This window comes from Bifidobacterium sp. LH_450 (assembly GCF_056356715.1).
On record NZ_JBKEUU010000003.1, the window covers coordinates 175,003 to 200,695 of the forward strand.

At 56.2% G+C, this 25,693-nt stretch carries 15 protein-coding genes; 7 read left to right on the plus strand and 8 right to left on the minus strand.

Features of this window, described 5'->3' with window-relative positions:
- Nucleotides 1-20: 20 nt before the first annotated feature.
- Nucleotides 21-1,802: an MSCRAMM family protein gene (locus AC1AXT_RS05465; RefSeq protein WP_476562936.1), complete on the plus strand. Its 1,782-nt coding sequence runs from the start codon at nt 21-23 to the stop codon at nt 1,800-1,802.
- 101 nt (nt 1,803-1,903) lie between these two features.
- Here the strand turns inward: AC1AXT_RS05465 and AC1AXT_RS05470 are convergent, their stop codons facing one another.
- Nucleotides 1,904-3,079 (minus strand): XRE family transcriptional regulator, encoded by a 1,176-nt coding sequence (locus tag AC1AXT_RS05470; RefSeq protein ID WP_476541392.1) that lies wholly within the window; start codon nt 3,077-3,079, stop codon nt 1,904-1,906.
- Between the two features lie 498 nt (nt 3,080-3,577).
- On the opposite strand from AC1AXT_RS05470, the gene AC1AXT_RS05475 reads away from it, so the two are divergent.
- Complete coding sequence (locus AC1AXT_RS05475; RefSeq protein ID WP_476541394.1) at nt 3,578-5,191, plus strand: ATP-dependent nuclease; 1,614 nt, start codon at nt 3,578-3,580, stop codon at nt 5,189-5,191.
- Nucleotides 5,192-5,465: 274 nt separating this feature from the next.
- On the opposite strand, the gene AC1AXT_RS05480 is transcribed toward AC1AXT_RS05475, so the two are convergent.
- The 5 genes from AC1AXT_RS05480 to AC1AXT_RS05500 all read right to left on the minus strand — a co-directional run bounded on the left by AC1AXT_RS05480 (nt 5,466) and on the right by AC1AXT_RS05500 (nt 11,982).
- Nucleotides 5,466-6,032 carry a DUF4411 family protein gene (locus tag AC1AXT_RS05480; RefSeq protein ID WP_476541396.1) on the minus strand — a complete coding sequence of 189 codons (567 nt, stop codon included), beginning with the start codon at nt 6,030-6,032 and terminating at the stop codon, nt 5,466-5,468.
- Nucleotides 6,029-7,216, minus strand: a complete 1,188-nt coding sequence (locus tag AC1AXT_RS05485) for an ImmA/IrrE family metallo-endopeptidase (RefSeq protein WP_476541398.1) — start codon at nt 7,214-7,216, stop codon at nt 6,029-6,031. Before AC1AXT_RS05485 ends, AC1AXT_RS05480 begins: the two co-directional genes overlap by 4 nt.
- 98 nt (nt 7,217-7,314) lie before the next feature.
- Entirely contained in the window at nt 7,315-8,484 is a 1,170-nt protein-coding gene (locus AC1AXT_RS05490) for an ATP-binding protein (protein WP_476541400.1), read from the minus strand.
- Nucleotides 8,485-9,162: 678 nt separating this feature from the next.
- Nucleotides 9,163-10,965 carry a DUF4012 domain-containing protein gene (locus AC1AXT_RS05495; protein ID WP_476541402.1) on the minus strand — a complete coding sequence of 601 codons (1,803 nt, stop codon included), beginning with the start codon at nt 10,963-10,965 and terminating at the stop codon, nt 9,163-9,165.
- Between the two features lie 636 nt (nt 10,966-11,601).
- Nucleotides 11,602-11,982, minus strand: coding sequence for a Panacea domain-containing protein (locus tag AC1AXT_RS05500; RefSeq protein WP_476541403.1), 381 nt, complete (start codon nt 11,980-11,982; stop codon nt 11,602-11,604).
- 493 nt (nt 11,983-12,475) lie between these two features.
- Between AC1AXT_RS05500 and rhuM the strand changes: the two genes are divergently transcribed.
- The gene (gene rhuM, locus AC1AXT_RS05505) at nt 12,476-13,477 is read left to right on the plus strand and encodes a RhuM family protein (protein WP_476541405.1); all 1,002 of its coding nucleotides are present in this window, start codon (nt 12,476-12,478) and stop codon (nt 13,475-13,477) included.
- A gap of 14 nt (nt 13,478-13,491) precedes the next feature.
- Here the strand turns inward: rhuM and AC1AXT_RS05510 are convergent, their stop codons facing one another.
- Nucleotides 13,492-14,193, minus strand: a complete 702-nt coding sequence (locus AC1AXT_RS05510; RefSeq protein WP_476541407.1) for a hypothetical protein — start codon at nt 14,191-14,193, stop codon at nt 13,492-13,494.
- A gap of 660 nt (nt 14,194-14,853) precedes the next feature.
- Between AC1AXT_RS05510 and AC1AXT_RS05515 the strand changes: the two genes are divergently transcribed.
- Together AC1AXT_RS05515 and AC1AXT_RS05520 are read left to right on the plus strand one after the other, a co-directional pair.
- Nucleotides 14,854-16,605 carry a UvrD-helicase domain-containing protein gene (locus AC1AXT_RS05515; protein ID WP_476541408.1) on the plus strand — a complete coding sequence of 584 codons (1,752 nt, stop codon included), beginning with the start codon at nt 14,854-14,856 and terminating at the stop codon, nt 16,603-16,605.
- A gap of 1,241 nt (nt 16,606-17,846) precedes the next feature.
- Nucleotides 17,847-22,118, plus strand: a complete 4,272-nt coding sequence (locus AC1AXT_RS05520; protein WP_476562937.1) for an Ig-like domain-containing protein — start codon at nt 17,847-17,849, stop codon at nt 22,116-22,118.
- Nucleotides 22,119-22,279: 161 nt separating this feature from the next.
- Here the strand turns inward: AC1AXT_RS05520 and rfbB are convergent, their stop codons facing one another.
- Nucleotides 22,280-23,323: a dTDP-glucose 4,6-dehydratase gene (gene rfbB / locus AC1AXT_RS05525; protein ID WP_476542179.1), complete on the minus strand. Its 1,044-nt coding sequence runs from the start codon at nt 23,321-23,323 to the stop codon at nt 22,280-22,282.
- 489 nt (nt 23,324-23,812) lie between these two features.
- Between rfbB and AC1AXT_RS05530 the strand changes: the two genes are divergently transcribed.
- Both AC1AXT_RS05530 and AC1AXT_RS05535 read left to right on the plus strand, forming a co-directional pair.
- Complete coding sequence (locus tag AC1AXT_RS05530; RefSeq protein ID WP_476542181.1) at nt 23,813-24,697, plus strand: beta-1,6-N-acetylglucosaminyltransferase; 885 nt, start codon at nt 23,813-23,815, stop codon at nt 24,695-24,697.
- Entirely contained in the window at nt 24,684-25,682 is a 999-nt protein-coding gene (locus tag AC1AXT_RS05535) for a capsular polysaccharide synthesis protein (RefSeq protein ID WP_476542183.1), read from the plus strand. Before AC1AXT_RS05530 ends, AC1AXT_RS05535 begins: the two co-directional genes overlap by 14 nt.
- The last annotated feature ends 11 nt before the right edge of the window (nt 25,683-25,693 follow it).

The following is a 25,693-nucleotide window of genomic DNA, read 5'->3' on the forward strand; positions in this document are numbered from 1 at the left end:
CGTCTGCCTATCAGGGATGCATGATCAGAGAGAAAAATATGAGAGAAGCCCCAACCATTCCACAGGCGCACCAGTCCCGCCGAATTTCCAGCCGCGCCATCGCCATCGCCATCATCGTCGCCACGCTTGCCACCGTCACCATCGTCCCGCTATTCGCCAACGCTGCCGACGCGAACGCCGAGGAACTCGTCAACGCCACCCTCTGCACACCGGATACGACGGCCCCAGATTGCATGGCCAGCAGCCCCAGCGAGACCGACCCCGACGACGTCCAACCCAACACTGGTGACACCCAACCCGATACAAGTGACGTCCAGACCGATGCCGACATCAATGCCGACGCCACCCAATCCGGTTCCAGCAACGCTCAACCCGACGCCGACAACATCATCACTGACAACGACACCGACAACAACAGCGACATCGGCAGCATCACCAACGGTCAGTCCGACACCGATTCTGGTACCGCCGCCAATTCATCCCCGAATCCGCTCCACATCAATAACAGCGACAACAGCGGCGCCGCCAACGACGCCCCCGCAACCATCGCCGCGAGCGCTGACGTAGCCTGGGCAAAGTACGACGAAAACGACACAGCCGAGTCCAAGACCGCACTCGAAGGCTCGCAGTGGACGCTGAGCTACATCGACGGCGACGCGACGACCATCGACTACCCTATCGAAGACAACACCTCGCCCCAGTCGTCCGCCGCCGCCCAGCCGGATACTGATACCGCGAACGAAACGCTGTCCGCTAGGTCGGCAACGGTAGAGGACTCCGACGCCCGCGCCGGCTACTTCAAAGTCGCGGACCTACCCGACGGTTCCTATTCTCTCACCGAAACGGTTGCGCCGACTGGTTTCACGTTGAACCCTACCGTCTTCGAGTTCACGGTTTCCGATGGCGCAGTGGCGTGGAGTGGCGAGTTGCAGCCGGACAGCGACGGCGTGCTGTGGATTCCGGATGCGCCGACCGAAGTCGTCTGGAGCGTCATCGACGGCACGAGCGGGGCCGCGTTGCCGGGCACGACATGGGATATCTACAATTCCGGCCCGGACACCGTCCTGGCAACGATTCAAGATTGCGTCGATGTCTGCCCCGCTGCCAGCGTCAACAACTGGGCCGTCGACACCGACCCGGCCCCTGGTTCGTTCTCGGTAAAGTACCTTCCAGTCAATGGCTACTACCTGCACGAGTCCGAAGCGCCGCGAGGATACTCAATGGATGCGGATTGGCGCCGCTTTCAAGTTACGTCGGCGGCTGGAATAATCAAGATTTCCGGCGACGGTGCCAGCGGAGAGATCGTCCTCTACCGCATTCTGGGGATGGTTCAGTGGACGAAGGTTTCCTCCGAAGACGACACCCAGATTCTGCCCGGCGCGCAGTGGACACTGGAGTATACGTCGGACACCGGCCAGACGAAGACCACGACTTTCATCGATTGCACGGGACAGCCAGGATGCCTCGGCAACAATGGGTTGGCGACGATCAGCGACCAAACCATTTCCTACGCGTTCAACGGCGTCATCACCGTGGCCGGGCTCGGCTGGGGCTTCTACGTGCTGAAGGAGATAAAGGCTCCGGACGGCTACGTCCTTGACGCCACGCCAATCACCTTCACCATCGACGCCACCAACGTATGGGGCGACGAACAGTTGAGCTTCGATTTCACCATCACAAACAGGCCCGAGGGCATGCTGCCCTCGACCGGCGGTCCCGGAACATCATCCCTGCTCGCCGCCGGCATCACCCTCACCCTCATCGCCCTCCTAGGCCTAACCGTCCTCACCTGCCGCCCCTAGTTCCATCGACCCACACTCTCATTCGCAAGCACAAGTAGCCTGACCGATAATGTTTACGCCCTAGCAAGCGATTCCCTTGCAAGACAGGCGACCGCATGTCGTCAACTGCGTTTCGGGAACCGCGTTTCCTGAAACCCCAGCTCCTCCCCTTCCTCTCGGAGGCCTTCCGCCCAGTAGTCCAGGTAGCGGAAGGGGATACCCAGCTCGTTGACGGCGGCAAACGAATCGATGGGCAGGTCTGTTGCAACTTCGTCTATCGAGCCGGCCGAGTAAGCGGCGCGCATCATCTGCTGGAACAGCACGGCACGCTCGTTCTCCACCATTACCGGCTCCTTCTTGCGCCAGCCCCGCGAAGTCAGCTGAATGTTGAGAGACTGGTAGCGGTTTTCGTCCACGATGCCCAGATCGTATGCACGGCGGATGGTGTCGGCTACGGACACTCCCCATGCAGCCTTGACGTCCACGTACTGCAGAAGCGTGGAATCAGCCGACAGCTCCCGTTCGGCATCTTCCTGCGGCAAGAACAGCGCTCCGGCGAAACGACGCGCTTCGCGCTCCATGACGCGCGGCGACAACGTTTTGCGATAACGGTGTAGGATCAGGTGCCCCAGTTCGTGTGCAATGGCGAAACGCAACCGGGCGCCGGGAAGAGCCCCCAAAGCGAAATGGCCGATGATGGGGTTGTCATCATCGGGACGGCAAATGCCCTCGCCGTCGGGATGAAGCTCACCGTGGCCGCCAATGGAATACAAGGGCGCTACGACGATGCCCGACCGTTCGAGGCTGCGCGTAAGATTGCGGATCGCCCCAGAGACAGGAACGCCCAGCGCGCTACGGGCATCCACGGCAATCCGCTCAATGCGCTCGCCGCTGAGCGCGTTGCCATGCGGCGCGAGCTCATCAATCCATTGCGCCCGGTTCTTGAGGCGCAGCTTGCGCCTCAGCCGCTGGACGGCTGCTTCCAGTGCTGAGAATTCCGCTCCTACTTCTGCCAGCAGCCGCATGCTCGTCTTGCTGGTTTTCCGGTAGGTCAATTCGGACATCGGAAACGCCTGGCCCGACACCGCGAAAAAGGATTCGGGGAAATCCAGCGCCTTGGCGATGATCGATATTGTTGACGTCGTCAGCGGCAGCACGCCGTTTTGCAGGCGGCTCAACCGCCCCTGCCCAATACCCGACTTCGCGGCAAGTTCCCGCTGCGTGACCCCGGTCATCTGCCGGGCCATCAAAATCCGCCCCGGCTCATACGTCACCGCTTCTTCGCGCGCCTCCAACATGCCACCTCCTCCATCGGAGAATATTTTCAACCCATTCTAAACATCACTATATCTCTCCGCAAACTCGCGCATGTCCTCAGAAACCTTGTTATACCAGCTTATCCGCGAACCCATAACCAAATCAGATTTTGCTTTCTTATACAAAACTCGGCTACCAGATTAAATACCGTAGAGAAACGTAAGCGTTTGGCACTATCGGCTCGAACAACCTTTCCTATAAACCGAGCACACTCAGAATGACTCTACGGCGCCAGCGCAACCGAAAAACAACCTCTCACGAGCCATACATCAATACACAATCCCTCGAACCCTCTCCATTCCCGAAAGAACCTCAACGATGCCTCACAGCGTTAAGCAGCTTAATCGTAAATACAGTGCCGTAGACAAGCGCAGGTCAAGGATGGCATACTATAGAAGCCATCAGGCATTATTAAATATGGCCACAATTATCTAGAGAGCAGCAGAGAAGCGCCTCCCGGGCTTCAATTAAGGAGCGAAATGTACATAAAAAGCATGGAGATATGCAATTTCAAATCATTCAGCGGACAACATAATATTGAATTCTGCGAAGGTATCAATATCTTCGTCGGCAACAATAACGCCGGAAAGAGCACACTGCTCAACGCATTCGATTTCCTATACAATGGTTTAAAAAGAGGGGAAAACTGCGACAATCTTAAATCGCGGAATCCAGAGGGTGACGAGTTCTACGTAGTCATCACCCTTGAGGGGAACATCGAAGAAGCCGTCGCTCAGTTCGTCAAAGACGAGAAGAAGCGCGCCGCAATCAAGGACTGTATACAGAACGACGGCCTTACTTTCCGCCGGAGCTTTGCAGAGGACAGCAAAGCGAAAATCATCGAGACCTGGGATCCCGAAGAAGGCTTCAAAAACATCAGCGGCATCCCAGCCAGCGTCTTTCAAGAGCTTTTCTCCCCGACTTTCTTCCGGGTCGATGACACACCCGAAAGCATACTCGATTTTTCCAATACAAAGATCCTAGGGAAGCTGATTGAGCAGAACAAGAATGAATTTGAGGAATCAAAGGAATGGGCCGACTTTCTCGAGTCCCACCGAAAGGCTTTCTCTGAAGAGAATGGATTTGGTCAACGTCTCTCATCTTTAGCCGACTCACTTTCGAAGATTACACAGGATCAATTTGGTGATGATAGTCTAGAAATTAAACTATCTTTTTCTTCACCAAAGAGTGACATCTTCGTAAAAATGGGCGAAATCCTTCTCCACGAAAACGGCAGCGATACCTCTATCCAAGAAGAAGGAAGCGGGCTGCAGCGGTCGATTGCCTTAGCTGCCATTCGTCTGTATGCCCAACAGCTCCATACAAGCGCATTCAAAACCGATGATTCACCTAGCCACCCGGTAAAGCCTCTCTTCCTTTGCGTCGACGAGCCTGAAACATGGCTTCACCCTCGAGGTCAAATGAATCTATCGAGGGCGCTCGGAGAAATCGGACAGAGCGAGCAGCTTTGGGTTGCCACGCACTCCCCCTACATACTTCAGGGGTTGGCAAGCGTCCGCAATACTGATATCTCTCGCAAACGAACAAAACTTTTTATCGTCCAGCATGGCGATGAACGGATAAAATCCGAGACGGAATTCACAAAGCACCCTACCGGTACGCCATCGCTAGCAGCAATAAGCTACTACGCCTTCCAGCTTCCTAGCGCCGAGTTTCACAGCGAACTCTTCGGATACATCCAAAAGGAACTTGGCGCCAAAACATTGCGCAGTGTTGCTGAAAAAATGAGAGCTTGGAAAATCAACGGCGAGGAATGCATTCGAGAGAAAGAGCGGCTTGATAGTCGATGCCTTGATAAGAAGCTGAATGTGCCTCCTATCGTCAAAGAGCCTTTGCCCGTCTACGTCAGGAATTGTATCGATCATCCCGAATCCATCGCAGAGAAGAAGAGGATTCTGGACGAATTCCAGAACCTTCCCAATCGCGGTAATGCGACTCCCGACAAAATCAAGAAACTTACGAATGAATATGAGGCCGTATTAGGAGAGTCTATTCAGTGCATGCTCGACTATATCGACTCTGAAACATTTAAGAAGAGCCGCGAAAACAAGCCTAAGAACGCCGACCATTAACCGATGCATGGTGGCATACCGTAAGGTATGCCACCACATTCAGAAATGATGCTCTTCGAGCCCTCACATCAGTAAAGTCTTCCCCCAAGTTCCATTCGGAGGTCGTTAAGCACATCAATCGGCGATGCGAGCATCCCGTCAATGCAGTCAAGGTGGTCAGTAACTTTTCAAAGACGAACCCCATCGGCAGCTGCCCCGTAGAGGAAATAAGGGAGTGGTATCGCTCGCCATCGCGTACCGTCTGCTGAAACAATCCACGGCCCCCCTGTCTCACCTAGAATCGTTCGTTTTCCTCCATGAAATCGTACAGCGTCAGGCATTCTACGCCGAGCTGCCGCGCAACCGTGGGAATTTTCGGATGCTTCCCGGGGGTGGTGATTTTTTGATATCGCTCGAAGGTGATGATTTTTGCGCCCCGATGTTTAGCGGCTGCAATCAGCCACGGATCGGCAATGTTTTTGGGAACCCAATCCTGAACTGCCTCTTGCCGGAAAAGATCGGGACAATTGGTCACTAAATTCAAAACCTGCCGATACTGCTCCAGGATTGCGCCATCCGATTCCGTTGGTATACACAGCGATTGCACCTTTTCGAGCCACGTATTCAGCTGGTCATCGGATTCTTTCTTGCCATAAGCTTCGCGCCATACTTTGTCGAGAAGGCCGATAGTGCCATCTTCAATCAGCTCCTGCAGCGGATTCCAGAAAGCATCTTGCGTGAATTTAAAGGACATCCGATAGCACTTGTTATAGGCAGTGATAAGTGAATTCGTATCAATGAGATAGTCATTATGCACTGCGGTCATTTCTGGTTGATACAGCACGGAACTTTCTGAAGTCATTGTTCCGCCCCTTCCACCAGATTCGCGAACGTCGCCCTGTTCGTTCCGGTCAGCCGGTACGCTGCCTGATATTCAGTGCGTCCCTCCGCAACGCTTGCGGCAAGTTCTTCCAGCAGCCTTCCGTCAAAACGACTGCGCTTGGTTCTGTAATAGTCTCCTCCGCTGGCGCCAGTGCGATCGCCATTCACCCCGCCATTTTGCAGGGCTGCAATCTCCCCATCGAATTCCTCATATTCACTTTGGGAAATGAATCCATGGCGACGCGCACGCAGTGCCACCGCTGTCAAGGAAACCGGGAAGATATGGCGCACGCGCTCAATTACTACACGGAAACCGACATCGTCCGTCCGCTCTTTTTCCCAAGCAGCCTCAAACAATTTATCCGGCATAACGACTTCCGAGGCCACCTCATTGCAGAAGACCTCGACGCGCTCAGAGTCCGGAGCCGCCGCGGAAGGAGCAAGAACGTCATCGCCTCCGAGCATCAGATGAACCAGTTCGTGCAGCAAAGAGAACGTCCGCGCAGCGCTGGAGTCATCACGGCGGTTAATAAAAATCAGCGGCGCATAGTCGTCGGACAGCGCAAAAGCCCTGAATTCCTTCGGATCCAAAGGCCGGTGGGTATTGTCGCCCACCACCCCATTCATCATGACGATGACGCGCTTTTCCTCCAGACGCCCGCGCAGGAAACGGAATGCACCGTCGCCGCGGCACAGGTTCCCGTCAGCGAAGCAGTCCGGTTCCAGCCGCAAAAACCGGCGCACCTTTCCAGCCGCCCCATCAATGGACACCCCCGGCTCCAGCCGCTCAAAGACCACCGGATCCTCATCCGTGGCAATGGCCTCATCATGCGCCCAGTCCTGAATGGCACGCATCTGGTGAACGGTATCGACGAGTTCGCGGGACGGCTGCTCGGCCATCCCATGGTTCTTCACCGTACGCTGCTTCACGAACGCCGGAATATCGTCAATCGGTTCGTCAAGGAAGAAATACCCGAACGGAACATTGAGATCGTGGCTCAGTTCATTGATCTGGTCTACGCTAAGCGGCGCGGTCTCGCCTTTCGCACCCGCCAACCGTTCACGCAGGCTGCCCCTGGAAGAAGAGGAGGAGCGATCGCCAATCCGCAGAATCCAATCCAGCACCGGTCTCTTAACGGCAATCTTTACCGCAGCGGCATCCATGGCTCCTCCTTCCTTTACGAGTCCACGGCCAGAACACTGCATCCATTCTAGATGACTCCAAAAATCAGCTCACCACCCGCGACATAAGAGAAACCCGGCTACACCCCCACAAGCTGCGGAATGGAATCGAAGCCGAGGACGTGGCCATGGCGCGTATCGAACGACTCGTCGCCGGCGTACAGCAGGTAGCGATGATCCTCCCCCACGCCGAACATCGGCGCCAGCCGCTCCATCGTCGCGAACGCGCTCGGCCGGTAGGTAGACGACGACTTGACTTCGACGATTCCGTCTATCGCCCCGCCGCGCTCGACGATAAGGTCGATTTCGTTCTGCCGTTCGTCGCGCCAGAACGAAAGATCGGCATCCTTTCCAGCAGCATGCGCCACCTTGATGAAATCCATAATCACTGCGTTCTCATATAAATGGCCACGCATTTCGCTGGATTCAAGCTGTTCCACGGATTTAATATTCAGCAGCTGGCAAGCTAAACCTGTATCCGTGAAATACAATTTCGGAGATTTCACCGAACGCTTTCCGAAATTCTTCGAGTAGGGTTCCAGCATATACACCAGATAACTGGCTTCCAGCACCGACAGCCAGTCGCTCGCCGTCCGCGAGTCGATACCGGCATCGTTCGCCAGCTGCGCGATATTGAGTGTCGATCCAATACGCGTCGCGCATTGGATAAGGAACCGTCGAAACGCGCTGATTTTCCGTACACCCAGTTCCGCACGCACGTCGCGTTCAATATACGTCGCGACATAGGAATCGAAATACGTCGTAGGGTTATCGGCTACGCCATGAAGATACGGATACCCGCCGCGGAAAATATATTCGTTGATATTTTCCAGCTTGACACCGGATTCTTTAAGTTCGGAATAGGAGCATGGCAGCAGATTCAATACGCCCACACGTCCGGCCAACGATTGGGAAATCCCCTTGGTAAGCAGAAAATTCTGCGAGCCAGAAAGAATATACTGGCCTGGTTCGTTTTCGCGGTCGATTGCGCCCTGCAGATAGGAAAAAAGTTCCGGCACGCGCTGGACTTCGTCAAAGATCGCGTGGCGCGGATGCTCATCCAGGAAGCCGCGTGGATCATCCAGCGCCGTCGCCCGAACATCCGGTTCTTCAAAGGAGATGTATTCGTAGTCCGGGAACGTTTTCATCGCCAGGGTAGACTTTCCGGCCTGCCGGGGACCGGTAATGCTGACGGCACGGAATTGCCGCGCATACTCTTCCAGCCGCCCTTGAATGCTCCGAGTAATCACGCTTCCACCTTCCTTTCTACCGCCTCAGTATACCCCTAATGCATGTTTTCCGCACCCTCTAATGTATGATTTCCGCATACCATAATGCGGGATTTACGCACATCCTAATGCATGTTTTACGCAGATCCTAGTGCAGGATCCACGCAGCAACCACTGATAGCTCTGTACCACTCTAGAATACTTGCAATTTCAGTGTTTCCTAACCAGTGCTCCATCTTGAAAACCTTCCTTCTCATCCCGAAGAGCCGTGAGTATCCATCCGCTAATGCATGATTTCCGCGCTTCCTAATGTAGGTTTTACGCAACCTCTAATGTATGTTTTCCGCACATCCTAATGCAGTATTTCCGCACACCCTAATGCATGATTTACGCAGGGTCTAATGCATGATCTGCACGACCTCTAATGCATGATTTGCACGCCCAGCTCTACCGTTACAGCAGCGCGGGTTCTCTTTCAGCCATCCCTCTCAGCCCAGCAAAGCAATGGACCCCACCAAAGAACGGCGGGGCCCCAACGTCTCGAAAAACGTTGGAGCCCCGCCGTTTCGTCACGCACGCGCTCTTACTACACGCAGCAGCCGCCGCCCCGCCGCGCACGCGTCCCCACTTCGCACAGAAGCAGCAACGACCGCCCGCGGCCGACCAGCCACTAACTACTAACTGCTAACTACTTACTACTTACTTCGACGACGTACTGCAGCCGCCCTTCTCCACGGTCACGTTCGTTCCGGGGTAGTTGAGCGGCGTCTGGTCGATGCCGAGCGTCTGCGTCGCCTTCGCGGACGTGAGCACGCTGAACGAAATCGTCACCGACTGCCCCGGCTTGAGGGTGATCACCGACATATACGGCGTCGCCCCGTCCATCGACACTTCCTGCGGCGTGGTGGACGTGCCCGTTCCGGTAATCGACAGCCCGGAAATGGAGCCTCCCGCCGGCGCGTAGATCAGCGTCTTCTCCAGCAGCCAGCCTTCCTGACCCTTCGTGGTGCCGGTGATGTAGGTGGGCAGCGTCGCGGCTTCCTCCTCGGTCATCGTGTTCTTCATCGTGTACTCCACCTGGTACATCTTCGCTCCGTCGTCGCGGCAGTAGGTTTCCTGCACGGTCGCGTTGCGCTCGAGGTACCAGCCCATCTTCGAACCCTGCTGTTCGTTGAAGTAGATGCCGACTTCCGGATCCTCCTCGCTCGACGGGGACGTTGCGGTGAAGCCCGCGGCTGCAATCGTTTTCTCCGTATCGGCATTGAACGAGTACATCGAGAAGTGCCGCTCCTGCGCCATCTCGCTCAACGCGCTGCCGACCTTGATCAGCTTGGAAACGTTCAGGTTCGCGAACATCTTGCTGATGCTCTCCTCCGCGACCTCCTGGAACACGGCGTCCGTTGCCTCGCTATCGTTGCCGTACTCCATATATACGGTATTGAGCAGGTATTGCGCGGTATTTTCGCCCGTCAGCACCGTTCCGTTGCTCAGCGTGACGTTGCCGTTGATGCCGACCAGTTCCTGCAGGAACACGGGATCGGCGATGATGAGCCCGTCCAGCGTCGTCCCCTGCCCCCACGACGTGATGTTCCAGATCGACCGCAGCGCCGCGGCGACATGCGAGGTATCCGGCAGCGCCGAAAGGTCTCGGATATCGAACGACATCTTCATCGGCCCGGTTTCGGTGAAAACGTTCGCTTCGTCCGTTGTCATTTCGCCGCGAACGTGGCCGTACTCCAGGTATTCGTTCGTGGAGCGGAAGTCGCCAACCGAAATATGCCCGTCATCGGTGGTCATTTCGCCGACGGAACCGGTCAAACCGCCCGACGAACGCAGCTCGGACTGCGTCACCGCCATGATTGCATACGTTTGCTCCCCATCGGCGCCTAGGAACGATGGCAGCATTGCAAACGTATTCGACAGCTGGTTGACGGTATCCGCCAGTCCGGTCAGCTTCGTCTTGCCGGTTTCGTACGCGGACGACACCATCGAGATCTTCGGTTCCGGCAGGTTCTCATATTTCGAGACTTCCCGCTGCAAATCCTCGTTCGCGGACGCCATGTTCTTCTGCGAGTCGAGAATCGGCTGAAGATTCAGCGACCCGTCTGCGTCCGTCAGCGTTGCGTTTTCCAGCGAGCTGACGACGTCCATGAACTGCGGCACCGCTTTGCTGCTCAGATCCTCGACGACTTCCGTCATGCCCTGCACGGTGGTGAAGTCGTCGCCGATCCACGGCATTTTCGCGGCGATGTTCCACAGCGAACCGTGCGCGATGTCGTTGGCGGCTTTCGTTTCGTTTTGGATCTCGCCGATCTTTCCGGACAGGTCCGAGAAGGATTCAAGATTCTGCGCCGACGAGAGGCTGCCCATCAGCGACAGCGCCTTCTCTTCATGCGACTGGACTTCCTTGGCTTCCGAGTACAGCTTGGAGCCGCAGATTCCGGCCACCGCGGCGAGCGCCACGATGACGACGATAACGATGCCGAGGACCCAGGGCCACACTTTCTTCTTCTTGCGCCGCCTCCGGTGCCCATCCCCCGAATGCCCCGCCGAGGAATGGCTGGAATGCGAATGCCCCGAATGCGAATGCTCGGAATGCGAATGCTCGGAGCCTGAACGCGCAGAACGTGTACGCCTCTCCCCGGAATGCTCGGAATGGTGGGATCCGTCGCCGTCGGCCGTCCCATCATCGGCTGCATGGGCTTCGTCATGGTGATGGTGGTGATGATGCTGTGTCGGCCGCGCCCATTCCGCGTCATTAAACCAGTCCGCCCCGTCCGTCGAAGCCCCGGCTCCATCTGCCGAAACACCTGCTCCATCTGCCGAAACACCTGCTCCGCTATTTACCGCACCGTAGACACCGGCACCTCCGGAACCCCCGGAACCAGCTCCCGCAGCATTGGCACCCAATGCGCCTGCGCCATAGGTTTCATCATCGTTATTGCCGTACGAGCCGTTCCCAAGCCCAGTATCGCGAGTCATAGAACCCCTTTTCAGTCAGTCCGTCCCCACTTTACCGTCAGCCGAGAATGAAATAATCCCGTCCCTCGCATCCCAAACAATAACCCCGCATTTACGCATTCTGTTGTCTTTTCAATAGAAAAATGCCGGGCCAGTTTTCTCGGCCCAGCATTTTTTCTACAGCACTGGATGCTCGGAATAATATTTCATCATCGATTGCTTGCTGATCAATGCATTGCTCCGCTGCACATCAGGAATATCCCCACGCGCATCCTTCCAAGGATCCTCGCGATGAGTACGCAGGCTCAGCTGATTTCCTGTTTGCTCGCACAATGCATCGCATACCCTTTTCACGATGTTCTTTTCATCGGCGTCCAGAGCATCCGCATCACCATCCAATTCCCCATCATGAATCAGAAACATGCGTCTATGCATCGCAAACAAAGAGGGTGCTGCAGGGCCGTTCCGCCACGCTTGGAAATCATCATCAAAAAGAGGTACGCCACGTTCGACAAGCGATAACGCCTGGGAGTAGAAGACAAGCTTATGCATCTTCATAGTGGCGAGCGTTGGACAATTACGCAACACACATGCCGCTGCATCCTGAATACGCACCATTGACATTCTCCGCTTCCGTCACTTCATTTAAATGATAAACGCCTAAAGGAGGTAGCCAATTAAATCCACCTACATGGCTATTGAGAAAATACCCCAAGGAAATCAGCAACGCTGACCCGCACCACTTCCTGCATCCCCACCTCATGTCGCCAACATGCCCATCAATGGCGTGGCGGCGACGTTGGGAACGCCTAGTTTCTCGCCAACACGCCAGACGGATACCAACCGGCGACATTTCCAGGGGCTATTTTCTCGCCAACACGCCCGGCTCCTACCAAGTGGCGATATTCCAGGGCGCCCTTTTCTCGCCAACACGCCAGACGCCTGCATTTTGGCCACATTCGACACCACAGCCCAGCGCCAACAAAGTAATATGTAGTCACCCATTTCAGTGTCCGAGGAAGCCCAAGGAAGCCCGAGGAAGGAAGAGAAGATGAGCAGCGAAGCCCAGAGTGCGGAAATCGCCCTCTACCAGCAGGACGGCAGGAACGTTCCCGTCGAAGTCATGTACCAGGACGAAACGTTCTGGCTGAGACAGTCCCAGATGGCCAATCTGTTTAACGTGTCAGTGCCCACCATCAACGAGCATCTGAAGAACATCTTCCACACCGGCGAACTGGACGAACCCTCAACTATTCGGAAAATCCGAATAGTTCGTCTCGAAGGCGCCAGGACTGTCCAAAGGGAAGTGGCCCATTACAACCTCGACGCCATCATCGCCGTCGGCTACCGCGTCAACAGCCGCGAAGCCACCCGCTTCCGCCAGTGGGCCACGCGCGTCCTGCGCGAATACATCATCAAGGGATTCGCGCTGAACGACGACATGCTCAAGAACGGCCGCCCGTTTGGCAAAGACTACTTCAACGAACTGCTCCAGCGCGTCCGCGACATCCGCGCCAGCGAACGCCGTTTCTACCTGCAGGTCTGCGACGTCTTCCAGGAGATCTGCGTGGACTACGACAAGAGCAGCCCGATCGCTCGCGAGTTCTACCAGAACGTCCAGAACCGCTTCCATTACGCCGTCACCCGCCACACGGCGCCGGAAATCATCCACGGTCGCGCCGACGCCGCCAAGCCGCACATGGGACTGACGACGTGGCGCGACGCTCCCGAGGGCCGCATCCATTCCAGCGACGTCACGGTCGCGAAGAACTACCTCGACGACAAGGAGATGGCCGCGCTCAACCGCCTTTCCAGCGGTTTCCTGGACATGATCGAGTCCCGCCTCGAGAACATGCAGACAACGACGATGGAAGAGTGCGTTGCACTGGTCGACTCCTACATCAACCTCACCGGCGCGCCCACGCTCGATGGCAACGGCACCGTCACCCGCAAGCAAGCCGACGAGAAGGCAAAGGCCGAGCTAAGGAAGTTCAACGAAACGAGTCTCGACCAGCTTTCCGACTTCGAACGCTTCGCCCGCGGCCTCGACTAGAGCAGCGGCCAGCCTTATGCGTACTTGCGCACCATGTCAACCACGTCATGATTGACTTCCTTAATGCGTTCGTTGCTCAGCATTTCGGCAATCGACATGAAGCGGCAAGCGTGGCCACCGACCGTGAACTCGCCTTCCGCGGACCATGCGGAGGGCATCGTTTTCACCGTCGCGTCATAGAGACGGTAATCATAATGACGTTCCTCGTTGTGCTCCGTCGACAGCTTTACACTAGATTCAGTGCCGCGCAGTTCCAGCGAGCAGTCTCCCTGCGGCACCTTGAACTCGGCCGACAGGAAATTCAGTATGTCGCGTTCATCGTCGGCAACGTTTGCAGTGGAGTGACGATTCGGAAAGAACCAGCAATTCCATTGCTCGTCCCGGTACAGCAAGTAACGATTCGAATCCGACACGCCTGGTTCCCGCAGGGCGATGATGGAGCTGCTGATGATGTTCATTGCTGCGATCTCCTTATACAGCTCTTCCGTAACGTCTTTCCTCCGCACCATTCCGGCAATGCCGTAGGCGACTACAAGCAGCCCGATGGCTAACATAGCCCATCTGACTATGGCACACCCCTCGGCAAGAGCTGCCGGCAGATAGAAAATACCTGTCGCGAAAGTCGCAAAGCTTTCCCAGAATGGTGTAAATCCAATGACATTGCGCCGCGATTGCAGGGCCTTGCGCAGCTCGTCATCGCGGATCATCAACATCATCCAATCTATTCTACACGCGCCCTTCCGCACCACTACTACAACCCATTCAGCGAGGAGAGGTCCCACAGTTTTTTGCTTCTGTCCCTGTCCCGCAATTCCCATCGTGGAAACGCGATAGGATGGGCGAGGTTTTCACTATGACGAAGGGAAAAAACCGTGAGTCTCATAAGTCTGCTGCGCACCATCTTTGGCTTCGAAGATTCCGCCTCACGACCTCCCGAAAAATCCGCGACGACCACGTCTTCTCCCGTTTCCCAGTCGTCGCAGCCAAAAGATCAGCAAGCGCACCGAACGGTTACAGGGTCAGCGGGCCGCACGTCTTCCGCTGCCAACAATCCTGTAAGTCGCGCCGACCGCCCGCTGCGTCCAGCACCGATACAGTTCTCTCCAGCGCCAACACCGACTTCGGCATCCCAACCATTGACGCCACATGCCCTCACACCATCCGCTTCAGACGCCCCCGCCCCCACTTCCGCCCCTGCGCACGCTTCCACATCCGCTCCAGCTTCCTCGCCTGCGCGCGCTTCCGCACCCTCACGCGCCTCCAAGGTCACCTTCACCTCTCAGTCCGCTCATTCACATCTCACCCCTTCCCCGCTTCTTCCGCAAAGCGACATCGATCAAGCCCGTGCCGTGCTCGGAACCATTGAGGGCCACGACTTGAGCGACGAGCAGATTTCCGCCATTGCTGGCGCAAGCCATAACACGCTCGTTCTTGCCGGAGCCGGAACCGGAAAAACAACGACGATTGTCGGATATGTTTCGTGGATTTTGAAGAATAAGCTAGCCGATCCAGGCGAAATCCTAGTACTCTCCTATACAAATAGCTCAGCTCATGAAATGAGGGATCGCATCATCAAGGAAACCGGCGCCGAAGTTCGCGCCGGCACGTTCCACAGCGTCGGTCTGGAAATCTGCCAGAAAGCTACGGCCTACAAGCCTAGCGTTGCAAAGGAGAGTACGCTGGAGGACGTCATCGAAGACATCACTTCAGACCCGATCCACGAGCCCCGCTATCGCCGCTACATACTTTCAACGATGCCTCAGGATCCCAAGAAAAGAAATCCAGCAAGTTCCGGGAAAAAGCCCTCTTCCTCGTCTGCGACCAATCAACGAAGGGAATCATCGAGCAAGAGAGACCTTCCGCCTTTTTATCAGGATTATCTACGCAATTTCCAGCGCAAGGCCTACACTCTCGTGGAACAGATGCGCGCAAACAACGTCGATATCGCTGCCTTGCGACGCATGAATTCACGCCCGTCGGTTCAGGAATCCGGCCGTAACGCTGACATCATCGATTTGATGGAGCCGATTTTCCTATCATACGAAGCTAAATTACGTGAAGAGAATCTCGTTGATTTTGCCAGCATGATCAATCAAGCAATCGACCATATAAAGGTTGGCCGCTATCACCATCCTTATAAGTACGTGCTGATCGACGAATACCAGGATATGTCGTGGCCGCGCGAAAACCTCATTCGAGCCCTGCGGCAACAGCGCGACTTCGACCTGTTCTGCGTGGGCGACGACTGGCAGTCAATCTATCGGTTCGCCGGCAGTGACATCAACTTGATTCTCGATTTTCAGGAGGAATGGCGTCAATGGGGACCGACAGACATGTTCCAGATCACTACCACGCGCCGCTTCCGGCAGAGCATCATCGATGCTAGCGGCCAGTTCGTCATGCGCGACCCGGCTCTGTTCCGCAAGCGGCTGCAAGCTCCGGCGTCTTCTACCAGCCGTACCGCCCCTGCCACGCTTGTTTCGGGAACCCAGACCATCAAGCCCCGCACCGACCGCTCCATCCGCGCCATCGGCGGCGAGGATCTTAAGGAACAGGCAGACGCCGTTGCACAGCAGCTACGATCAACAAGCATTGCTAAAAACGCCAGTATCCTGCTGCTCGGACGCTACAAGAGCGACGTGAAGGATTTCATTGCCAATAGCCCCTTCTCCTTGGAACGTGACGGATCCGTCCACTTCAGCGAACGTCCCGATCTCACCATCCGCTCAATGACGGTTCATCGATCCAAGGGACTGCAATACGACTACGTATTCATTCTTGGTTGCCGCGGCGGCGTCAAGGGATTCCCCTCCACTATTCCCGACGACCCATTGATGGCTTTGCTGCTGCCACGGAAGGAAACGATGCCGAATGCGGAAGAGCGTCGACTGTTTTACGTCGCCATGACACGCTGCAAACGTCGCGTATATTTCGTCGTCGATACAAAACGCCCTTCGCGCTTTATCTACGAACTGCGCGATTCGATTTGCCCGTCCGCTTTCCGCTCTCTTCCATTGCCGCTTCAGTGCCCAAAGTGCCAAGAAGCGACTGTCATCCGCACCAATAAGGCTACCGGCAAAACGTTCCGGGGCTGTTCGGCCTACCCCGCCTGCCGCTGGGTTGGATAGCATCCGTTCGATTTGCATTAGCGGCATCCAGCAGGCTGCGCGTCGCCCTGACGTGCAGGCTGCGGTAACAACTGAGTACTACCTGCCCCGACGCCACATTTTTGCCATTACTTCTGGCTGCGATAGCAGCAGCGAGCGCACGGATTCCCCTCCCCCGCGTCGCCAACACGCCCAGCGCCTACGTTCCGGCGCTGCTTTGAATTGAGTTTTTCTCGCCAACACGCCCGACTCCTACATTGTGGCGATATTTTGACCCAAGATTTTCTCGCCAACACGCCCGACTCCTACATTCCGGCGATATTCTGACCCAAGATTTTCTCGCCAACACGCCCGACTCCTACATTCCGGCGATATTCTGACCCAAGATTTTCCGGCCAACACGCCCGTCCCGGGCGTTTCGGCGACAAAAGGAGCCAGGAACCAGCCTGCTCGCACCACGACCCAGCCTGCTCCCACCCCGAACCGGCCACGGTCCGCCTGGCACCGGCTTCCCTGCATCGGTCAAGCCACCACGAGTTGCCCCCGAGCGAGATGTGCGTGGCCTCTGCGCGACATCCACCCGGCCTCCGCGCGACATCCGCACATCCATCCGCTATCCGCCCAGCCCGCACCCCGCCTCCCGTACTCCACACACACGCATCCGTCCAAACACCACGTACATCTCACACGCCTTTTCACCCTCCCGTACACACCCCCGACATGCCCTTTCCAGCCTGTACTGCAAACGCTTGATACACGCGGTTCACAACTGGCGAAGTTGCGGTACAATGGTGAACACTGCCAACGATTGCACGACATGGTTATTAGCCAAAAGCGAAAAACCGCGCCGTGCAACCGGTAGGCATCCGGGAGGAGCACACGGAGAGAAGCGAGAAGAGATGCCGACGCAACGCCGAGCCGGCCATAAGCAAGGGGCGAACGACCTCTTCTGCACTCTCTATGGATTCCCAGCCCTTTCCAGCTGTCGCCTCAGCGCCCTGCGGCTCTGACCAACAGCCACGAGGGATGAGCAATCCGCAGCCACACCGGCTGCCAGCCAAACCGGCTTCCAGCCAGAAACATGGCTGCCGGCCAGAACCACTGGCTACCAGCCAAAACCCGGCTACCAGCCGCAACAACCAACCGGCCCAGCCGCAACCACAACTGAAAACCGAAAAAGAAGAGAAGACAACCACCCGAAGCGCCACCGGCGCGAGGAACCCCTAACCTCCCCGCGCCCACGGAGCAGAAAGTGATCATCAATGGAGACGTCATCTAACGACACCCCCCAGGTGAGCAACCAGGTGAGCAATCAGGTAGCCACCGAGGGGAATGAGAAGGCGGGCTGGAAGGCGCGGCTGAACGCAGCCGGCACGGCCACCCGCCACGGCGCCAAGCGCATGACCGGCCTGTTCATCGCCCTCGCGATGCTCCTGGCAGGCCTGTCCGTCAGCACCGCCTACACCCAGGAAGCCGAAGCGGCCTCGGTTCCGACGACCAGCTACGACCGCACGCTCGGCAACTCCACATTCGAATCCGCCCGCAACAACTACGGGCTCTCGCAGGAAATGAACTACGGCTCCATCCTGCACGCATGGATGTGGTCGTTCAACACCATCAAGAACAACATGGAGGAAATCGCCAAGGCCGGCTACACCTCCGTCCAGACCTCGCCGATCAGCGAGATCAAGGGCCCCATGAACGGCAAGAAGTTCACGGAGAACTGGTACTACGTCTACCAGCCGTCGGGCACCAAGATCGGCAACGCGGTCGTCGGCACCGAAGATGAACTCAAGGCCATGTGTGCCGAAGCGCACAAGTACGGCGTCCGAGTCATCGTCGACGGCGTCATCAACCACTTCACCGCCGACTGGAGCGCCATCGACCCCGAGTGGCAGAACTCCAGCTACTTCCACACCCTTACGGAAGGCGGCTGCGGCGACAACGGCACGCAGATCAACTATTCGAATCGTTGGCAGGTCACCCACTGCCACCTGCTGGGCCTGTGGGATCTGAACACCGAGAACCAGACGGTCGCCAACAAGATGAAGGAATTCCTCGTCCAGGCCGTCGCTGACGGCGTCGACGGCTTCCGTTTCGACGCGGCGAAGCACATCGAGCTGCCGAACGAGTTCAGCACCTACTCCCCCTACTTCGATACCATCCTCAACAACGGCGCCCAGTACCAGTACGGCGAAGTCCTCCAGGGCGACGCCGGCCTGAACGCGGCCGCCTACCCGGCGCTCTTCGACAAGTATTCGTCCAACGGCGGCGGCAACACCGGCTCCCGCTACGGCCAGACGCTGCGTAGCGCCCTGTGGAACTCCAACCTCAACGCGAACAGCCTCAACAGCCTCCAGGGCGACGGCGTAGCCGACAACCAGCTGGTCACCTGGGTCGAGTCGCACGATACCTACGCGAACGGCGACAAGGAATCGACCTACATGAACTCCTACCTCATCCGCATGGGCTGGGGCGTCATCGGTTCCCGCGCTGGCGGCGCGCCGCTGTTCTTCAACCGCCCGGTCGGCTCCGGCGGCGACAACGCCCAGTTCTCCGAGCAGAGCCAGCTTGGCGACGCCGGCGACAACGAGTGGAAGAGCGACGAAGTCGTGGCCGTCAACCAGTTCCGCAACGCCATGGAAGGCAACGCCGAGTACCTGCGCAACTGCCAGGGCGACAACAGCTGCCTCATGATCGAGCGCTACAAGTCCGACGGCAACAGCAACAACGACGGCGTCACCGTCGTCAACATGGGCGGCGACAAGAGCCTGTCCGGCATGGCGACGACGCTTGACGACGGCACCTACACCGACCAGGTGAACGGCAACACCATCACCGTTTCGAACAAGACGATCACCTCCGGCACCGCCAAGGGCTACAAGGTCTCCGTCTTCTTCAACGCCTCGGCTTCCGCCCGCGCCTCGGTTTCGGTGACCGCCGCCAAGAAGACGTTCAAGACCGACACCACCACCGTCACGCTGAACGCCCGCAACGTCACCTCCGCCCGCTACACCACGTCGGAAGGCGCTTCCGGCTCCTATACGGACGGCCAGACGATCACGGTCGGCGCGAACACCGCGTACGGCAGCACCGTCACGGTCACCGTCACCGGCACCGCCGAGGACGGCTCGACCGTCACCGATTCGGTAACGCTGACGAAGAAGGATCCGAACGGTTCCGTCAGCTACACGGCCTACGCGAAGAAGCCGAGTACGTGGACCAAGATCTACGCGTACGTCTACGTCGACAACAACGCCGCGGCCGGCAACGTCACCGAGAACGCGGCGTGGCCTGGCGTGCTGATGACGAACGAAGCGAACACCTGCGACGGTACCGCTGACTATTACTACGAGATTCCGGACGACATCATCGACGCCGCTGGCGACGACCCGATCCGCATCATCTTCAATAACGGCGGCGCCGGCGAGATTACCGGCAACAAGTTCCCGGCTGATTCGGTCACGTCCGATCCGGATGACCACGTCGACGCAGCAGGGCTTGAGATTGACGGCGACTACATCTGGGACGGCAATCTGACGGTTTCGTCCAGCTCCTGGACCGAAGCTTCCTGCTCCGCGGTTTCCGTTGATTCCATCACGATTTCCGGCGCTGCCGACGGCAAGCTCACGCTGGACCTCACCGACAACCCGACTGCGCAGCTGACGGCCACGATTTCCCCGGCCGAGGCTTCCAGCAAGCCGGTGACGTGGACGAGCTCCAACTCCGCCGTCGCCGCCGTGTCCAACGGCGTCGTGTCGGCGGTGGCGAAGGGTACCGCGACGATCACCGCTACCGCAGGCGGCAAGTCCGCTTCCGTGCAGGTGACGGTGACAGGTACCGCTCCGGCGATTACCAGCACGACCGTGTACTACCCGAGCTCGAAGTTCGGCGCCAACTCCACGTATATCCACTACCGCGTGGGCGGCGACGCCGCCGGCGAGAGCGCGTGGACGACGGCTCCGGGCGTGAAGATGACGGCCAGCGAATGCTCCGGCTACGTCAGCTACACGATTAACAACCCGGATGGCAAGGTCGTGGAGTTCGTGTTCAACAACGGCTCCGGCACCTGGGACAACGTCGGCGGCGTGTCCGGCCAGAACTACTCCGGCACCGGCTCGGTGTTCGTCGTCAACGACAACTCCGGCACGATGTCTACGGTCGCCCCGTGCGTCACTACCGTCGACGTCACCAGCGTGACGGTGTCTCCGTCGTCGGCTTCGGTGGCTGCCGGCTCGACTACTCAGTTGTCGGCTACGGTTGCGCCGAGCAATGCGACGGATAAGACGGTGACGTGGTCGAGCTCGAACACGTCGGTTGCGACGGTGGACTCGACCGGCAAGGTGACGGGCGTGAAGGCGGGCACGGCGACGATCACGGCGAAGGCCGGCTCGAAGACGGCTACCGCGACGATCACGGTGACGGCTTCTTCGGTGGCGGTGACCTCGGTGACGGTGTCCCCGACGTCGCTGTCCTTGGCGAAGGGCGCGACCGGCCAGCTGTCGGCGTGGGTGTCCCCGTCGAACGCGACGGACCAGGCGGTGACGTGGCGTTCGAGCAACACGGCGGTGGCGACGGTGGATGCCAACGGCAAGGTGACGGCGGTCAAGGCCGGCACGGCCGCGGTCACGGCCACCGCGGGCGGCGTGGTCTCCAGCGCTGTCGCGGTGACGGTGACGGACGCCTCCGCGGTCGAGGTCACGGGCGTGAAGATCACGGACCCGTCCAGCGGCAAGCTCGACGTGGCCGTGGGCGGCACGGGCACGGTCACCGCGACGGTGACGCCGAGCAACGCGACGGACAAGACGATCAGCTGGTCGTCGTCCAACGCGTCGGTGGCGCGCGTGTCCTCGGACGGCGTGGTCACGGGCATGAAGGCCGGCACGGCGACGATCATCGCGTCCGCGAACGGGCATGCCGCGTCCGTGCAGGTGACGGTGACGGCGTTGCGGTTCTCGGACGTGCCTGCGTCGCATTGGTTCTATGACGACATCGAGTGGCTGGGCGAGAACGGCATCTCGACGGGCAACAACGGCAAGTTCAACCCGTCGGATTCCACGACGCGCGCGGAGACGGTGCTGTTCCTGTACCGCCTGGCCGTCAAGGAAGGCGACATGAGCGCGATCACGTATTCGCCGACGGCGGCCGAGTACCAGAAGTTCCCGGACGTGAACGAGAACTCGTTCGCGGCGAAGGCGATCCTGTGGGCGGCGTCGAAGGGCATCACGACGGGCCGTTCGAGCGGCAAGTTCGAGGGGTCGGCCACGGTGACGCGCGCCGAGATGGCGATGTTCATGAACCGGTTCGCGCGCATGCGCGGCGATTCGGATGCGGCCACCTTCAAGGCGTCGGCTTCGGACCTGAAGAAGTTCTCGGACGTGGACGGCACCGGGTTCGCCAACAGGGAGATCCTGTGGGGCGCGGCCAACGGGATCATCAACGGCAACAACGGCAAGTTCAGCGGCAATGACGACGTGCTGCGCGAACAGACCGCCGCCTTCCTGCACCGCCTCGACACCTACCTGAACAAGTAAAACGGGCCGGGACACGCATCCCGGCCCCAGGGCGCGCCCCCTCAGGGGACGCGCCAATCCCACCGGGGCTCTTTCCTGCCTGGTAACCACCGGACAGAAAAGAGCCCCCCACACGCGCCTATAAAGTACTTACTTATGAAAGGTCCTAGGAGATAGACTGATTATTCCTTGATGGTCCGGGCGTACATTTTTTCTGTAGGCTCTTTCGACGGTTGCCACCAATCTTGATGGTTGGTATACCATTCAATAGTATTTTTTAAACCTTCTTTAAAGTCACAATAAACAGGTTCCCATCCCAGCTCATTTCTAATCTTCGTAGCATCAATGGCATATCTACGGTCATGCCCAGGTCTATCGGCAACATGCTCGAAATCGTCTTTGGAACGCCCCATTAATTCGAGTAATGTCTGGAGCACATAAAGGTTACTGTGTTCTCCTTGTGCGCCAATCAGGTAGGTCTCACCCATTCTGCCCGCTGCCAAGATTTTCCAGACGGCGGCAGAGTGATCATTCACATGAATCCAGTCTCGTACATGCAGGCCGTCCCCATAAAGCTTCGCTTTTTCCCCTTCAAGAATGTTTGTTATTTGACGGGGAATGAATTTCTCCACATGCTGGTAGGGGCCATAGTTGTTGCTGCAGTTGGAGATAGTGACTTGCGTACCATAAGTGCGGTATGATGCCCGCACAAATAAGTCTGCGCTGGCTTTGGCGGCAGAATAGGGGCTTGAGGGTCGGTAGGGACTGGATTCCGTGAATTTGGAGGGATCGTCAAGCGCGAGATCCCCATATACTTCATCAGTGCTGATCTGATGGAAACGTATGCCGTATCTCCGTGCGGCCTCTAGCAACCGAAATGTGCCGATGACATTGGTATCGAGGAAGGGGAAGGGGTTTCGAATGCTCCGGTCATTATGCGTCTCCGCCGCAAAATTAACTATTGCATCATGTTGGGGAACTAAATCATCAAGCAATTCCTCATCTCGAATATCACCTAATACAAAATGTACGCGACTTCCTAATAAATCTTCAATATTCTTTAAATTGCCAGCATATGTCAGGCAATCTAAAACGGTGATATGAGTTTCCGGATGTTTATTAAAAACAAAACGGACGAAATTGGAACCAATGAATCCTGCTCCTCCAGTTATGAGAATGTTCCGTAGAGAGCAGCGCGTCTTATTGCGTTCGGGGAAAAAGGGCATATTCAGAATCCTTGCTTGAGCATCCAGAGACACTAGTACTGCAGTATGCGCCCTTGTACCGTGCGAAGAGCTGGAAGATGGACGCATTCTCCAGCATAATCCTCAGAGTGCATCAAGGCTAAATGAAGATGCGAGAATAATGAGGACAATCGGAACGAATCAAAGTATCAGGGGAGTTTCTGGTAATCAAGGTTAATGAGCATGACAACCTATGTGAGAGACATGGAGCTCATTAATCGCTTTACTTGTCGACAGGGCGTACTCTGTATGGCCGCTCAGCAGCACAATGTTGCTGTCCCTCCGTATATTCCGCATCTGTCTCACAGTCCTCCAAACCCAGTCCGGACAGACAACGCGTCTTTCTTTAGAAAAGATGTGAACAGATTGAAGGCAAAATATTCTGAAGTTGCAATCAAAAACGAAAGACGTTTAGACTTGGGTCGTCCATGCGATAGCTTTGTAAGAGCAGTTCTATGATGCAGGAGGATAATGAAACACGCCTATCTTATAATTGCTCACGACAGGCCAGCCGAATTAGGCGCCTTAATTGATGCCTTAGATTACCCGGGGAATGAAATCTTCCTGCATATTGACGCAAAATCCACGATGAATCTCCGACCTTTTATAGGCCGGACGAAATATAGCCCGTTAAACTTCATTGATCGTCGATCCGTATCCTGGGGAGGCAATAGTCAAATCGAAGTTGAGCTAGATTTATTTGAGGCTGCCTATAAACAAGGCAACTACAGATATTTCCACATGCTTTCGGGGATTGACTATCCTGTTAAGAGTCAACCCTATATTCAATCATATTTTGAACGATATGATGGTGAGAATTTTATTAGCCTTAAAGATGCCGACGATTCATCTGCGAATTTCAAGATGAGGTTTCAGCAGTATCATTTTCTGCAAGACTCGTTGATTGGGAAGAAGAGAAATTTCTGGAAATATGTTGATTTCGCCTCCTGTTATCTTCAAAGGGCTGTAGGAGTTGAACGCTTCAAAGGGCGCCCTATGAAGCGACACATAAATTGGATAAGCGTAACTGATGATGTCGTCTCATTGTTAGTCGAGAATCGCGCGCGTATCTCCCGAGAGTATCGCTGGACCTATTGTTGCGATGAGGTCTTTGTCCTTTCGGAAATCTGGAATACCCCGTTGAAAGATACAATTTCTTCCAGGGGCAACTTACGCTATATCCAATGGAAACAATTCGGGCCGCATGATTGCTCTCCTAAGGTGCTGACGGAGGAAGACCTTCCCTTTCTCGAATCGCCAGATATACTATTTGCGCGTAAGTTCACGCTGCCTGCATCTGAAAAGTTGTATCGAGAACTACAGAAAAGGATGGATAACGATAATGCCTCTTCATGAACTGGCCAATCGTTTCTCGAAGCATGTGCGTGTTTTCGGTCCTCAATATGCGTTTATAGAAATGCTATCGGTAGTCGATCGCCCTATTTCTTTAAAGATTGGTAAACCTTTCTCTCATAAGCTCCTTTCCTATAAAGAGAAATACATCATGAAATGGGCTAGGAAATTTTTTGCTGAGGAGATACATTCTTTTTCGCAAAAAGATCCTGCCAAGCCCAATGGTCATTCGGAATCGTCGCCTATCTGGGTTTGCTGGCTCCAAGGAGAGGACGAGGCCCCCAGTTTTGTAAAGCAAATGGTGGAACGCGTCCGGAAGTTCGCTGGCACTCATCCGGTGTATTTCATTGATAAAGATAACTATTGTGATTTCTGTACATTAGCAGAATCTTTTGTCGACAAATATAAAAAAGGGCAGATGCCGCAGCAGCAATTTGCGGATGCCATGAGGTCAGCCCTTCTTTGTCAGCGGGGCGGTCTGTGGATTGATGCCTCCATCTTCGTAACCAGAAGAATTCCTGAAGAAGTCTTCGGGCTACCTATTTATAACGTTAAGGGCATTAAGCCAAACGCAACGCGTGACGCGGTAGCATGTGATTCGACGGGGTGGGAGGCTTATTTCATTGCCTCCCAGCCTCAATCTGTGACATACTCTTTTATATATGCATGCTTTATGAAATATTGGGAACATTACGATACGCTAATCGATTACTTCCTATTCTCATATTTGGCAAAGATCGCACGAGAGGATTTGCCTGGAGGTGCAGCGGAGTATGCGCAAGTGCCTAACAATAATCTTATGTGTGAGCAACTTGGCGATTATCTGATGACAGCTCCTCCCGTGAATGCTGAAAAATTTAATGAACTTATGAACGGTGATACTTTTATATATAAACTCACTTGGAAGGGAAAATACCCATTCAAAGATGATGAAGGTAATTCAACGTTGAGTGCGTTGCTGTTCGGGAACTCACTGGAAGAACGATAGAGACGGAGGAA

What these genes read in the sequence shown, in the direction of transcription:
- rfbB (WP_476542179.1), bottom strand. Translation starts at nt 23,323, where the DNA reads ATGCCCTTTTTCCCCGAACGCAATAAGACGCGCTGCTCTCTACGGAAC.
- AC1AXT_RS05520 (WP_476562937.1), top strand. Translation starts at nt 17,847, where the DNA reads ATGGAGACGTCATCTAACGACACCCCCCAGGTGAGCAACCAGGTGAGC.
- AC1AXT_RS05485 (WP_476541398.1), bottom strand. Translation starts at nt 7,216, where the DNA reads ATGGATGCCGCTGCGGTAAAGATTGCCGTTAAGAGACCGGTGCTGGAT.
- AC1AXT_RS05480 (WP_476541396.1), bottom strand. Translation starts at nt 6,032, where the DNA reads ATGACTTCAGAAAGTTCCGTGCTGTATCAACCAGAAATGACCGCAGTG.
- AC1AXT_RS05470 (WP_476541392.1), bottom strand. Translation starts at nt 3,079, where the DNA reads ATGTTGGAGGCGCGCGAAGAAGCGGTGACGTATGAGCCGGGGCGGATT.
- AC1AXT_RS05475 (WP_476541394.1), top strand. Translation starts at nt 3,578, where the DNA reads ATGTACATAAAAAGCATGGAGATATGCAATTTCAAATCATTCAGCGGA.
- rhuM (WP_476541405.1), top strand. Translation starts at nt 12,476, where the DNA reads ATGAGCAGCGAAGCCCAGAGTGCGGAAATCGCCCTCTACCAGCAGGAC.
- AC1AXT_RS05500 (WP_476541403.1), bottom strand. Translation starts at nt 11,982, where the DNA reads ATGAAGATGCATAAGCTTGTCTTCTACTCCCAGGCGTTATCGCTTGTC.
- AC1AXT_RS05465 (WP_476562936.1), top strand. Translation starts at nt 21, where the DNA reads ATGATCAGAGAGAAAAATATGAGAGAAGCCCCAACCATTCCACAGGCG.
- AC1AXT_RS05510 (WP_476541407.1), bottom strand. Translation starts at nt 14,193, where the DNA reads ATGATGTTGATGATCCGCGATGACGAGCTGCGCAAGGCCCTGCAATCG.
- AC1AXT_RS05535 (WP_476542183.1), top strand. Translation starts at nt 24,684, where the DNA reads ATGCCTCTTCATGAACTGGCCAATCGTTTCTCGAAGCATGTGCGTGTT.
- AC1AXT_RS05530 (WP_476542181.1), top strand. Translation starts at nt 23,813, where the DNA reads ATGAAACACGCCTATCTTATAATTGCTCACGACAGGCCAGCCGAATTA.